Here is a 13,461-nt window from a genome sequence, read left to right on the forward strand (position 1 = left end):
CGGCGGGCGGGTTGGGGGGGCCCCGCGGGCCGGAGCGCGGGGTGGGGGGGGGGGGGGCGGGCAGCGGCGGCAGCGACTGGTTTGGCGTGCTTTGCGTTCGCCCTTTCCGGGAGCGCCATGAAAGCCCGCTTGGAGAGCTCCCGATCAGCGAAATAAAAATTCCGGGTTGCAAGGATTGCGTTGTCGCCGCGGGGCAAAATGACGACCTTGCTCTTGTCCATGGTACGGATCTCGTCCGGACGCATCAACGGCCGACGGACTTGCTTGCTGTGAACGGAGCGCGTGTAATAGGTGTCGAAAAGGCTGGCCTGCGTCCTGGTGACGTCCTTCTGGGGTTCGGACGTTTCGCCTATCTGCTCGGAGACGTAGCGCAGATCGTCGGTCTCCTGGGCGCCGAAGAAGATCTGGACCCGCGCAGCGTTGATCAGTGTTTCGCGGCTTTCTTTGCGGTAGATCTCGTCGACCGATTTGAGCGACTGCACGAAAAACCACATCGGCACGCCGTGGCCGCCAAGGACGGTCGCCATGTCCGTCACCTTCTCGAGCTTGCCGAGGTTCTGAAATTCATCGAGCAGAACAAGCACCTGGTGCTCGCCGGGGCGCGGCATGGATTCGGACATGAAGTTCATCATTTGCGTGATGAGCACATTGAAAAGCGGGCCTAGCGAAGCCATCTGCTCGCGCCGAAAATCGAGATAGAGCGAGACCCGCTCGGTCTTGAGATTGCGGATGTCGAAGGAACTGCGCGAGGTGGCCCGCATCAATCGTTCGTTCAGGAAGGGCGCCATGCCGGTGCGCACGCCGGCATAGAGACCGGAAAACTGCTTCTCCGCCATATCCGCGTAGGGCAGAAGCGTCTGCAGCGTAAAATCGGACACTTCATGCCGGCGGGTGTCGCGCAGGCTCGCCAGGAACTCCAGGATTGGCTCGTCGGCGCCGTTCATGATCTTGAGGATGGTGGCGAAGCTGCGGTTTTCGTCGGCGATCTGGGGGGACTCCATGACGTAAGAGGCAATGCCGGTGAAGAGGAGGCGCGCATCGTTGACCCAATAAGGATCGGCGTTGGCGGGCGGCCGCGGAAAGAGCGCGGCCGCCATGTTGCGCAGGTCGATGTCCCGCTGAGCCGAATCGAGAGAAATAAAATCCATCGGATTAAAGAAGGCGGTGTTGCCGTCGCGGTCGGCCGGCGCGAAGCGGACGACCTGGCTGAAGGTGGCCCGGTGGCCGGCTGTCGCCTCATAGGTCTCGCCGCGCAGATCGAGCACGACCAGCGAATGTGGCCACATCAGCGCGTTCGGGATGATCAGCGCCGCGCCTTTGCCCGACCTGGGGGGACCAATGACGAAGCCGCCCACGTCATCGCCGTCGATCCAAAGTTTCTTGCCGCCGCGAACTCTGGGGCGCGTCAGGCGCAATTTGCCGGTGCGCCGATCGCGGTGCGGGGCAAAGACGTTGACCAGTCTGCCGCCGGCGCGTCCGATGAAGATGCCCTTCGGCTTCAGCAGGCCAGCCCGGCGAACGTCGGCCATCGACATGAATTTTGCATCATTGCGCTTGGGTGGCCGCATCAAGAATGCGACCGCGAGCGGCAGGACGAAGCCGAATAGGGCCGCGGCACCGGCGTACTGCAGCTTTGCGAACCGTCCAGCTTTCAGGTCTGTCCAGGCGTAGCCGAAGACTGGCCGCGGGTCCGCGTTGATGCTATCGAAGAGAAAATGCGATCCGGTCCTGTACCAGTCGGTCGCCGCGTATGCGACCACAAACAGCAACGCGCCCAGCGCCACAGCCATCAAGGCCAGAAAAATCCTGCCGGCGACCTTTTCCATAATGCGACCTCGTCAGACCGTCTCAGCCTTCGTGAACTTGATTTCGCTGATCGATCGGCGCCCACCTTCGCCGCGCACCATCTGCACGACGACCGGGATCACCTCGCGCAGGTAGTCGAGAATCTCGCTGCGAGAGAGCCCGACATTGCTTTGCATGACCATGAGGGCCAGGCGCTCATAGGCCGAACGGGCCGAATTGGCGTGAACGGTTGTCAGCGAACCAGGATGGCCGGTGTTGATGGCTTGCAGGAAGGAAAATGTCTCGGCACCGCGTAGCTCGCCGATCAGCAGCCGGTCGGGCCGCATGCGCAGCGACGCCTCGAGCAGCTGTTGCGGCGTAACCCGGGCAAGCCCCTGGTCGCCTTTCGAGGCAAGCAGCGTCACGGTGTTGCCAGTCGCCGGCTTGAGCTCGCGCGTATCCTCGATCGTTATGATGCGCTCATGAGAGGGGATGATCTTCAACAACGCATTGAGGAAGGTTGTCTTGCCGGTCGACGTGCCGCCGGAGACAATGAGCGAAATGCGATTGCGCACCGCGTATTGCAGAAATTTCAACGGCGAGGTGTCGTTGAGCATCTCGGCGAGCTGCTTTTCTTCGACCGAGAGCGCCAGGCCGCTGCCCATCTCGGTCTGTTCGAAGGCGCCCATCTTGGCGTAGTCGCCAAGTGTCATGTCCATGATGACCTGCTTGCGGATGGAGATCGCGCCGCCATCGGGGGCCGCCGGCGGCAGCACGCATTGAAAGCGCTCGCCCGAGGGGAGAGCTGCCGACAGGACCGGCGTGACCTCGTTGACGACCTGGCTGGTGGCCGAAGCGACGCCAACCGAGACCGAGCGGATCCAGTTTCTGGTGAGCTCGCGTTTGACGACGTGCTCCATCTCCTTTGTACCCAGGCGCTCGATGAAAACTTCGCCGGGTCGGTTGATGGCGATTTCGGAAACCGATTCTTCCTCCATGTAGGGCCAGATCGGTTCCAGTTCGGCGCGCAGCACCGGTGCGCGCGTCCAGGGGTTCGGCACAGGCTGCATGACATTCATCGGGCCGAAGTCCCGTAGCCCGGATAGGGATCAGCCTCAGACGTCGGCGTCACAAAGAGCGGCGTCGGATCGACCGCTCTTGCCGGCTTGCCGCCGCGTTTTAGTCGAGCCAGCTCCTCTTCCACCGGATCCGCATAGAGCTCGGAAAAATCGAGATCCCGGCGCACGAAGACGACGATCGGCGTGCCCTGATCGACATAAATCGTCGGCGGGATGTTTTGTGTGTCGCGGAACGCTTCTTGTGCCAACTGCTGCAGCGCCGTCGAGGACTTGTCGAAGGCGATGCTGCGGGCGTCGCGTTGCGAACCGGAGCCGCCATAGGTGGTCGTGACCGTCTGCCCCGTGACCGGGTCAACGGTCGTCACCTGCCGTTGCTGGCTGTCGCTGCCATTGTCGGCGAGGGAGGACAGGTACTCCGAAACGCCGCCAACGACGGAAAGCATGATCGCATTGCCGTAGCGTTCGAGCCAATGCGTATCGACGCGACCGCCGAGACCGCCCCGTCCGAGACGGTCGGCGCCAGGCGAGGCGATGTCGACCGAGACGCCGTCGGAACGTATGACGCGGTTCCAGACAATGAACACACGCTTTTGCCCGCGCGCAATCCCCGAACGATATTCGCCGGTCAGCCGAGAGCCCTTCGGGATCAGAATGCGGCGGCCATCGAGCGAATAGACGTCCTCGCGCGCCACCGCGCGAACCATGCCGGGCAGATCTGTGTTGATGGCGGTTTCCAGGAATCCGCGGATCATCGTGCCTTCAGGGATCAAAGCGTCGGTGCGACGGAAAACCCGCGCCTTCGCCATCGCGTTCGAATGTGTTTCCGATTGCGCGAGGAAAGCTTTGTTCGGGTCGTTGTCGGCGCCCGGCACCGGGACAAGCTGACCGTCAGCGGCGATCTGCGCCTGCGCCGGCTGATCGTGCCCGGCGGCCGAGTTTGGTTGCTCACTAGTAATCATCTGGTTCGACCGCAGGCGCTCCCACATTGCCTTTTGCCGCTCAGCCTCCTCGGCCTTCCTGCGGGCCTCCTCGTCGGCCGCTTGCTTGCGGCGGGCCTCTTCTTCTTCGGCTTTGCGGCGCGCCTGCTCGGCCGCCAGTTGGGCTTCGATGGCGCGCCGCTGCGCATCGAGATCGGCGCCCTGCTCAACCGTCTGATCGACGTTGTGGGCCTGTTGCTTGTTGGCTTCCCCTTCCGCGGGCGGCGGAATGACGATCTGATCGATTGTCTTGTCGGCCGCTTGTGGCGTCTCGGCCAGCGCCGGCGGGCGAAATTCAGGCGGGTTGAAATTGTCGCTCGCGTCCGAGGCCGCATCGCGAGAGCGCGGCTCGTGGGGCCAATTGATCCAGATCAGCGCGATCGCCACGATCAGCCCCGCGGCGACCATGGCGACTTTTGCGCCCACCCCGGCATAGCGTCGAGCAACGGTCGGACCGCCATCAAGCTCGTTATAGTCGATGTTGCTCATCTATCGTCCCCTCGCGGTCGGGGAGGAGAAGGGGCCGGGACTGACCAGCTTCCTCGGCCCGTAGACGACAGAGACAGGATCCGTCTTCGACGGCCGGGCTCGATTGTAGAGGCAGAGCGTTTTGCCGTCGGCCCTCAGCGTGAATTGCCGGCCGATATTGTCAACGATCGTGTATTTTCCCTGGGTGCGCTGATTGACGAGCGATTCATGGCCTTTTTCGTCGACGACGAAGATGGCCGGGATGTCGCCGGTGAACTCCAGGAACATCTTGGTGCCGTCGTCGAAAGCAACGCGCGGCTTCAGGCTGTCATCGCCGACATAGACGTAATTGAAGTTGAGATCGGCATAGTTGAGGTTCTTGAGGTCGGGATCGGCAGCGCTTTGCTGGGCCTCGGAAAGCAGGCGGGCGTCTTGATCCTCATCCGCATATCTGAATCGAACCTGGAAGGAGGCACGGTCGCGATCGCTGTCGGTGGCTTTGAGCAGCAGCGAATAGACGCGCCGGTCGGTAATGACGTTGACATTCGTCCAGGCATCCCGTTCGAGAGGCTTGATGAACAGAAAGCGCGAGCCGCGTTTGGGCACGATCGACCAGCCCTTCGTGTCGCCAGCTGAAACGGTTTCGATCACCTCGGACGGGCTGAGCTCGATCATCGTGGAGACGCCGAGCGCGGCATTGACCGTCGTCACATTGTCGTTGTCGAAAGGCACGTAGCGGATACGATAGTCGCGCCCGGCAGCGTAGCTGGTCGAGCCAAGCAAAATCAGCAGGGAGAGAGCGGCGCCAATGTGGGTCTTCATTGCGCGCTCCCGGCCGTTGGTGCGGACTCCTGATCGCGACGGTATTCGATCACCTGGAAGCCAAGCGGATTGTCGAAGCGCCATTCGTTTTTTATCGGCGTCGTCGTGTAACGGAATTTCACCACGGCCACCCAATTGTCGGTCGTGGAAGAATTCTCGCGACGCGTCGTGGTCGAAAACCGCACCGACGCGGTCGTGCTGTTGAGCAGGGACACCGACTTGACGTCGACGGAAACGGTGACGTTGCGCCCGTAGACCTTGTCGAGGGATTGGGCGTTGGACGGCGTGTAAGCCCAAGTCAAATCCCTGGACGCCGTTCCCGTCGAATAAAGCTGCGCCAGATCGTAGTTCTGCTTGATCTCGCGCGCGTCATAGGTTTCGCGGGCGCGAATATAGCGAACGAGATTGGCGGCCGTGACCGCCTCATTCTGCGACAGATCGCCGGGTTTCAGAGCGCGCGCGACTTCGAGATATCCGGTTGTCTTGTCGACCTCAATCACATAGGGCTCGAATTGCTTGAGCGGGAGGATGAGCACGAGCGTCAGCAACGAAAGGCCTGCAACCACACTCGCGACGCCGCTGACGAGCCAGGCCAGCGTGCGCGAACGTCTCAGAGACCTGTGCGTGTCGTCCTCCCATGTCGCGCCGGCCTGATAGTAGCGCTCGTCGACGAGTTTGCCGGGCTCGACGGGGATGCTTGCCTGCATTTTTGTCACTTTACTTTAGCCTCATTGCCAAACTCCGCTGCGGGGCTCAAGCAGCACTTCTCGGGCGGTTAGCTGCGCGTCTAGGCCAATGGCCTCGCGTTATCGCGCGCCGCCTGCTGAATGGATGATCGCGCCGCCTCGCTGCTGCGGGATGATCTCAGCCGCTGCCAACGGTTTGCGACAAACCGCGCTCCGGAATAGCGGGCGACATTGCCTGGGACATTCCCATAGGAGCGGTATGCGCCGACGGTGCTCAGATAGCCGCCGCCGTTCAGGATCGAGGCGATCGCCGGGATTTGCATGAGCACATAGATGCCGATGATCGTGACCAGGACGAGCGGCAGGACCATCGACATCTTGTTGTCGACGCTGGCGCCTCCCGACGTGGCAGTGTTCAAGGCAAGATTGACCAGCGAAAAATAGAAGCCCAGGAAGCCGTAGATGAGGATTTGCTGGATGATCAGATAGGTAGTCAGCGAAATGAAGCCCTCGCTCATCCGCGTTGACCACCGGTAGAGCCAAAGCACAATCCAGACCGGCGCCAGCGCCAAAGTGATGAACAGCATGATCTTGGCCGCGATGATTGCCGCGATCGCAAGCGCCGAAAAAATGATGGCGGCCAGAAGCACGATGGTGGAAAGCAGCGCGCCGAATATGTCGTAAAAAGTGCCGCTGTAGACCTGATTGGCAACATCCTGGGCACCGCGGTAGAGATTGTCGATCAGGGCCGGGATCGCATCTTGATCCGACAGCTGGTTGCCGGTGGCGCGCGACACGGCCCCGACGATGATCTTGCCGATTTCGCTCGGCACCGCCTGCACGAGCTTATAGATCGTCTCGGAGAAGGTGCCCCATCCATTCAGCAGCAGATAGATGACCACCGCTCGACCGAGGCGGTATGCCGACTCGATCGGAGAGATCGTCTCGCGGCCGCTGAGGATCGAGTAGCCCCACCAGATGATGTAGAGGGTGAGCATGAGCGCGTAGACATTCCCCAGCGCATAGCCGAGCTGCATGTAGACGCTGGAGACAAAGCCCCGTCCGACGTCATCGATGCCTCCCAGAATGCTTGTCGCCAGGCCGTTCATCCATCCTCGACAACACGATCGAAGGGCGGGGCGTTGACCGGCTTCAAGGGTCCGCAGCTCGCATCGCCCTCATATGCCAGCGGCGCGCACGGCGCCTTGAGCTCGCGACCTGGCCGGGCGCAGCCGCCAACCATGATGCTCGCGACCGCGACGGCGACCACGCCGAACCGCCGCCACCAAGCTGGCATCCGTTTCGCTCGCGCCCTCAACGATCAGTTCCCGCTTGTGCCGAAGTTCTGGAACGGATTGACTTGCGCCGGCGTCATCAGCTTTTGCACCTGGCTTTGCCGCAACAGCCGGGTCTTCATTTCCTCGTTGAGCGCGGCGACGGCGCCATTCTGCACGCCGATGAGCTCGTTGACCGCACGCGCGTTCTCGAGCTGCATGCGCGTGTTCTGATCGACCGAGCCTTTGACGTCCTCCGACTGGCCGATCTGGCCGCTGGCCGACTGCAACGACTGTTCGCGTTGCGCCACCCCTTGCGAGGCCTGGGAGGTGAGGGCGCTCAACAGCGACGCGACGTTGACGCTGCCGCTATAGGCAGTGTTGACGGCACTGCTGCCATCGCCGGTGATCTGCTGGAGCTGCTTGACCAACTGCAGGCCGTTGATGACCGCTCCGGCAATTTTCTGGATTTCCGGCGACAGCCCGCCGAAGGAGAGGGCGCCGCCATTGAGGATCGAGCCGAAGCTCGGCGCCTGCGCAATCGACATGTTGCCGCCCAGGCCCATTTGGCCGATGCCGAGAGAGCCGTTGCGGCTGCCCGTCAGGGCTTGCAGGATCTGATTGCTCTTCTCGAGGATATCCTTGTTGGAGCCCATGATCGAATTGGTGTTGTCCGCATTCTGGCGGGCAATGTCCAAATTCGCATTGTCGATGACTGCGATTTGCGCATGAGCGGCGCTCGCCAAAAGTGCCGCCCCCGCTGCGATAGCGATTTTTCTCACTCTCAGACCTCCTATTCCTGGATTGCTTCGATCGCGCGCGCCGCGCCGCTCGGATCGGCGTTGATTTGCACGGACGGCGCGTCCTGAGAAACGCTCCCAGCGCTCCGGCTCGCGCAGGGTAGCCATTGGCTGCGATCGATCCGCAGCCGTTGCAGCTCGGCCGGGTCGCATGAAAAGGGATTCGGGCTCCCATCGGGCGGCGCAGGAATGATCCGTGCGGTCTGCGAGGCTCCGACGTTGTTCAACGACAGGAACTGTCCGAGCAGCGCGGTGAAGTCTGAGGCCTGGTTGATATATTGGCCGGTCACGCCGGCATTGAGACTTCGAGCGGACGAGTTGAGCTCCCAGGCGTCCTTGTATTCGCCAACCTGTCCGACGCCGCCGGCGAGCGCGTCGATCCGCGAGGAATTGGCCGTCATCTGTGCGGAGCTGGTGTTGAGGCCGGCCGCGGCCTTGGAGACGGAATCTAACGCCCCATTCTGAGCAGCGCCGCCAGGTCCGCTCGATGTCACGATGCTGATCGCCGGCGGGGCCGCCGCCGGCGCCTGTCCGCTGGAGACGTAACTGTCGAAGGTGCCGTGCCATCGGCCGACGCCTGAGGCCCACGCAGCCTGTTCGGCGGCATTCGAACCGTTATAGAAGCTCGCCAGGCAGCTATAATTGCTGGCGCCACACTGCGCGACGCCTTTGCCGAGATATTTGACGCCACCCTCGATGTTTTGCTCGTTGATGTCGCGATCGAACCCGAGCTGCCTGCCCGTTCCCTTTGTCAGTTGCATCACGCCCTTGACGCCCGTGTGCGAGCCGGCACAGCTGTCGAAGCGTGATTCCTGGTAGGCGACCGACAGCGCCAGGCCCTCCGGAACGCCATATTTTTGCGCATAGTAACGGATGAGCTTTGCGTTTTCGGCGTCGCGGCTCAGCGCCTCGCCAGGGGAGCGGTTGAACATTTCCGACCTGTACTTGTTCGTATAGGTGCAGACGAGGCTCTTTTTCTTCTCCTTCTCGTCGGATTTGGTTTCGTCCGATTTTGTGCTGTGCTCTTCGTCCTTCGCGCGCTGATCCAGATTGGAATTGTCGATGACGGCGATCTGGGCCAGCGCCGGGAGGGCCGCGATCTGCCCCGGCATGATCGCGGCCGCGGCGATCACGCTGCTAAGCCGCTTCTTCATGCTCGTTCTCCCATCCGCAAAGGTATGGCAGCCACGCTTCTGGCTCTTGCCCGTAAATCTCGCGCAGCCGTTCGCATTCCTTGATGCTGGCTTCGTTGGTCGAGAGCACCTTGATGAGGTCGGGCATGCCCGACAGATCGAGCTTCGCCACGATGGAATCGCTGTCGTGCTTGACCAGGAACGTGCGCGTTTCCTTGGCGGTGCGGCGCACGAACTCGAACTCCTTCGCCGTCAGCGAGAAGCGCGCCATGTAGGAATCCTTGCTCGCCTTCGGATTGGGGAAAAAGATGTTGGTTTTCGTCTGCTCGATCAGCGAGGACGAGATGGACGAGTTCACCACATCCTCGGCCGTCTGGGTGCCAAAGCCGACGACGCCGTTGCGCCGGCGGATTGTTTTCAGCGTCTCGTTAATGAAGGCCGAAAACACCTCGTCATCGAGTAGCTTCCAGCCTTCATCGAGGAACATCAGAAGCGGCGTGCCGTCGATGATCTCTTCGAGCCGATGGAAGATGTAGAGCAGGGCGGCCGAGCGCAATTTCTTATCGGCCAGGATCTTGGTCATGTCGAACCCGACCACCGGCTTCGAGAAATCGACGAGATCGACATGGTTATTGAAGAGCCAGCCCTTGTCGCCTGGGTCGAGCCAGGGTTCAATCCGAGCCGCGAGATCGTTCATCCCGGGCGTCAGCGAGCCGCGCAGCACCTCCGGCAGCAGATCGAACGTGCGTTGTTGGCGCGGAATCTTGTAGACCTTGTCGACGGCCGTGTTGATCACGCGCATTTCCGCCACGTCGAGCGAACCGTCGTCAGGGGTCAGGATGTAGCGCAGCAGCCCTTCGAGAAACGTGCGGTTTTCTGCGGTGTCTTCCAGCTGGAGCGGCGCAAAACCGCTGGCCTGCATCGGCTCCATGACTTCGTAGCGGCCGCCGAGCGCGCGGATGAAGAGCTCGGCGCCGCGCATGTAGTCGAAGTACACGCAGCGGGGGCGAGGCGTGATGCGCATTGCCTGGGCCATCAGGAATGACAGCACGACCGTCTTGCCGGAACCGGTCGGACCGAAAACGGTGAAGTGACCCACGTCGTGGACGTGAAAGTTGAAATAATAGGCTGTCTGGCTGGTCGTCTCGAGGAGCGCGATCGGCCGCTTCCAGTGCAGTCCCTCACGCTGGCCTGAGGGAAAATTGTGGCCCGAGAACAGCCCGGAAAAATTCAGCGACGAGATCAGGGCGCGGCGCGCAATGTAGCTGAAATTGCCGGGCAGCTGTGCCCAAAACGCAAGTTCGGTGTTGAGCGTTTCCCGCACCGGGACGATCGACATGCGCGACAGTTCGGCGGTGATGTCGGACAAGGAGCGGTTGAGCCCTGGTACGTCGGCAGCCAGCGCCATCACCGTCATGTGGTGCTGCCCGAAAATGACCTCGCCACCGGCAAGCTTGTCGGCGCCAGCGTGCACGGAATCCTCGACCGTGGTTCCGGCCTCATCCGAACCGCTGACCTGGTTCGAGATGGTGTTGATACGGCGCATGGCCGTCACGCGATCCTCAATCGCAAACGACTGCGTGAGGATGAATTCATGCGGCAGCCGCAACAGGCCATCAAGCGACCCAGGCGCGGTGAACGGCGGGTATTCCTTGATGGACACCATGGCGCCAATCTTGTTTTCAGACGCTCCCCTGATCTCCAGAGCGGATTTGCCAAAGAAGATTTGCCGGGTCGCACAGGCGCTCGCCAAACTCATGCGCGGCAGCGGCATTTCGACGTCCGCGCCGCCGGCAAGGATCTTGGCGATGAATTCGGCAGGTTCGGAAAACAGGCTGTCGCGCCGCGTCACCACGCCCAGGAGCCGCGCGCCATAGGCGGAAAAGTCCTTCACCACGCCATTGAGGACATCGTGCAATTCGGCCATGGCCTCTTCACGTGTCTCTTCGCCGGCCGTGCTGATGCGGAACGCATTGAGCGCCTTGTCGACCCAGCCCACACGCCCGACCATCGGCCGGCGGATGAGCGTCAAAAAGGCCTCGTTGACGAACAGGTTCTTCGAGCCCAGCTCGTCCATGTAGCGGGCATCGAGTTCCGCCACGAAAGGGTTTTCGAAATCTCCTTCGATCTCTGGCGTCACATGACGCCGGATGATGGTCGCATAGGCGGCAAAACGGGACGTGGAGAGGTTGCGGAATGTCGTGTTGCGATTGAACATGCGGTTGTTGAGCTCTGCCTGATCCATTGTCTGGAAGGGCAGGCCGCTGAGCTGAATGACCCCGAGCAGAAAGCCGCTTTTGGTGACGACCAGGTTGTCGTCGACATGGCGCAAATAGGGGACATGCGCCTCGACAGGCTTTTCCCGTTTGCGCGCTTTTGCGAATTTCAGGTCGGCATTCACGGTCACGGTGAATAGCTCCTCGCGCCCCAAAAACCTGAGTTTGCGACCGCGCCCCGCTTCGACAGTCGTCGTTCGACTATGTGGAAGATGTATGGGTCGCGCTGGCACAGATAGGCGCTGATTAGATGGGTCGCGCTGAACAGGCAAAGTCCGAGCGTGAAGCTGCTGGTCGCGATGAATCCGATGACGGCAGCCATGCCGTTAAGCGCGAACACCTCGTAGCGCACCCCCCATTTCATCGGCGGGCGCGTCAGAGGCAGGCTGACCGGCTCGACATAGACCTCTTCGTCCTCCATCGGCTCACGCGCCTCCAGCGGTGGAGCGGATGGAATCGACCAGAGCTGCAGCGCCAAAGACCAGAGCAATGCCGATGATGATCGAAAGCGCCATCATCCACACAAGCCGGCCGGTCATGGCCAGGAAGCCGAGAAAGCAAACTGCTATGATCCCGAAAGATCGAGCAATGCTGCCCTGCAGCACACCGACGAACCATTCCAGCACGCCCTCGACCGGGGCGGCTGACTGCGCGTATGCGCTGGCCGGCGCGAGCGCCGTGCCGATCGCCGCGGCGGCCATAAACTGGACGGCGAACTTGCCCGCCTTTTTATAATCCATCGTCATCTCACTCCTTTTTCAGTTGCCAAAATCCATGACGTGTCCGTCTTGCCAGGCGACGCCATCGACCGCGTCGGTCGCGGCCGCAGGTCGATGATCAACAGGGTTGGGAATGGGAGCCTTGATCAGCTTGCCGAGCTTCCAGCGATTGAGCACCTTGACCACGTATTTCGTGGTCTCGTCGTTCACCGGAATGCCGTTGGCTTTGTAAACGTTCTGCTCGCCTGCATTGTAGGCCGCCAGCATCAACAGCGGATCATGGAACTCGTCATAAAGCGCCTTCAGATAGCGGACGCCGGCACGGATATTGGCTTTGGCGTCACATCTGTCGGTCACACCGAGACGCGACGCTGTCGCCGGCATGAGCTGCATGATGCCGAGAGCGCCCGCGCGAGACGGACCTTGATTGCCGCCCATGTCGCTTTCTGCCCAGGCAACCGCCTCGCTCAGATCGGGATCGAAGCCCTCTTCTTCGGCAACCTGGCGCACCAAGGCCGCGGCCCGCCTGCGATCCGTCGGCGCACACCCGCCGCCAATCGTCGATCCGTGATCAGCGTCCGAAAGGGTCGAAACCGCTGGGCGGGCCGGCAGAGCAAACGCCGCCGCGATGCGCGTCGAGGTCGTGTTATCCGCATGTGCGCCGAATGGCACCATGACGGCTGAGAGAGAAAGCGCAAGCGCGATCCGGTTTTTCATTGCGCTACCGATTTTGACACTTTACTATGGGTACATGGTGCCAAAGTAAAGTGTCAAGACGAGAAGCAGAGTCGAGGCCATTTTTCCGATGAAGCAGTTTTCCTTCCTCGCGGCATTGTTGCTCCACAGCACCGTCCTAGGCGCCGCCGATCTGGGCACGAACGAGCCGCATCCATTCGAGCAGCCGTCGACCGCGTATCTGCAGAAGTTCGCCAAACCTGGCGAAAAGACCTTCGTCTACGAGCGCTACGACGCACGCGGAGGCCTTTTTCAGCGCGACGTAACAGCGCTAACCAAGCCGGTGGAGATCAAGTCCGCGACCGAACGCGTCATCAACGGCATAATCTATAGGCTGCGGGGCCTCGCGGCCTGTCCGAAGCCCAAGATCACCTACAAGGCTGAGGAGTGGGATTGCATGAAGGCCGTGCGGGACTACGACGACGCTGTCTATAATACCCGCGCATCCGTCGTATTGTGCAAGACGCTGGTCCTCAAAAGCCAGCCCGGCGTTCCGGACGCGGTTTCGTGCTTTGCGCTAGTCGGGGCCGGCAATGCCAACGATCCCTATTCGGTCTCTTATGACGATGATTCCATGGTCTTCTTCGATATGGCTGCGATCGGCCGCAACAAGGACGGCAAGTCGCTGCGACCGGATCTCGAACATGCCTCCGATCTTGGCAAACAGTTCCAGACCGATGAAGCGAACTAGCCTCGCCGCGCTTATC

At 61.4% G+C, this 13,461-nt stretch carries 13 protein-coding genes; 1 reads left to right on the forward strand and 12 read right to left on the reverse strand.

The window, feature by feature from the left end:
• The 12 genes from AC0L3D_RS31145 to AC0L3D_RS31200 all read right to left on the reverse strand — a co-directional run.
• Positions 1-1,826: type IV secretory system conjugative DNA transfer family protein (locus AC0L3D_RS31145; protein ID WP_473646912.1), on the reverse strand; the 1,826-nt coding region annotated here is incomplete at its 3' end.
• A gap of 12 nt (positions 1,827-1,838) precedes the next feature.
• Positions 1,839-2,864, reverse strand: a complete 1,026-nt coding sequence (virB11, locus tag AC0L3D_RS31150) for a P-type DNA transfer ATPase VirB11 (protein WP_473646914.1) — start codon at positions 2,862-2,864, stop codon at positions 1,839-1,841.
• Positions 2,861-4,330 (reverse strand): type IV secretion system protein VirB10, encoded by a 1,470-nt coding sequence (gene virB10 / locus AC0L3D_RS31155; protein WP_473646915.1) that lies wholly within the window; start codon positions 4,328-4,330, stop codon positions 2,861-2,863. Before virB10 ends, virB11 begins: the two co-directional genes overlap by 4 nt.
• On the reverse strand, positions 4,331-5,131 hold the full coding sequence (locus AC0L3D_RS31160) for a TrbG/VirB9 family P-type conjugative transfer protein (RefSeq protein ID WP_473646917.1): 801 nt from the start codon (positions 5,129-5,131) through the stop codon (positions 4,331-4,333).
• Entirely contained in the window at positions 5,128-5,838 is a 711-nt protein-coding gene (locus AC0L3D_RS31165) for a VirB8 family type IV secretion system protein (protein WP_473646918.1), read from the reverse strand. The genes AC0L3D_RS31160 and AC0L3D_RS31165 overlap by 4 nt, the downstream gene beginning before the upstream one ends.
• 80 nt (positions 5,839-5,918) lie before the next feature.
• Entirely contained in the window at positions 5,919-6,926 is a 1,008-nt protein-coding gene (locus AC0L3D_RS31170; RefSeq protein ID WP_473646920.1) for a TrbL/VirB6 family protein, read from the reverse strand.
• A gap of 212 nt (positions 6,927-7,138) precedes the next feature.
• Positions 7,139-7,873, reverse strand: coding sequence for a type IV secretion system protein (locus AC0L3D_RS31175; RefSeq protein WP_473646922.1), 735 nt, complete (start codon positions 7,871-7,873; stop codon positions 7,139-7,141).
• 11 nt (positions 7,874-7,884) lie between these two features.
• Positions 7,885-9,045 (reverse strand): transglycosylase SLT domain-containing protein, encoded by a 1,161-nt coding sequence (locus AC0L3D_RS31180; RefSeq protein WP_473646924.1) that lies wholly within the window; start codon positions 9,043-9,045, stop codon positions 7,885-7,887.
• Positions 9,029-11,431 carry a VirB4 family type IV secretion/conjugal transfer ATPase gene (locus AC0L3D_RS31185; RefSeq protein WP_473646926.1) on the reverse strand — a complete coding sequence of 801 codons (2,403 nt, stop codon included), beginning with the start codon at positions 11,429-11,431 and terminating at the stop codon, positions 9,029-9,031. Before AC0L3D_RS31185 ends, AC0L3D_RS31180 begins: the two co-directional genes overlap by 17 nt.
• Entirely contained in the window at positions 11,428-11,721 is a 294-nt protein-coding gene (locus AC0L3D_RS31190) for a VirB3 family type IV secretion system protein (protein WP_473646927.1), read from the reverse strand. Before AC0L3D_RS31190 ends, AC0L3D_RS31185 begins: the two co-directional genes overlap by 4 nt.
• 4 nt (positions 11,722-11,725) lie before the next feature.
• Positions 11,726-12,040, reverse strand: a complete 315-nt coding sequence (locus AC0L3D_RS31195; RefSeq protein WP_189524323.1) for a TrbC/VirB2 family type IV secretion system protein — start codon at positions 12,038-12,040, stop codon at positions 11,726-11,728.
• 18 nt (positions 12,041-12,058) lie between these two features.
• Positions 12,059-12,736, reverse strand: coding sequence for a lytic transglycosylase domain-containing protein (locus tag AC0L3D_RS31200; protein ID WP_473646929.1), 678 nt, complete (start codon positions 12,734-12,736; stop codon positions 12,059-12,061).
• An 88-nt stretch (positions 12,737-12,824) separates the two neighbouring features.
• Between AC0L3D_RS31200 and AC0L3D_RS31205 the strand changes: the two genes are divergently transcribed.
• The gene (locus AC0L3D_RS31205; RefSeq protein ID WP_473646930.1) at positions 12,825-13,445 is read left to right on the forward strand and encodes a cystatin family protein; all 621 of its coding nucleotides are present in this window, start codon (positions 12,825-12,827) and stop codon (positions 13,443-13,445) included.
• The last annotated feature ends 16 nt before the right edge of the window (positions 13,446-13,461 follow it).

The organism is Mesorhizobium sp. WSM4837, assembly GCF_055811435.1.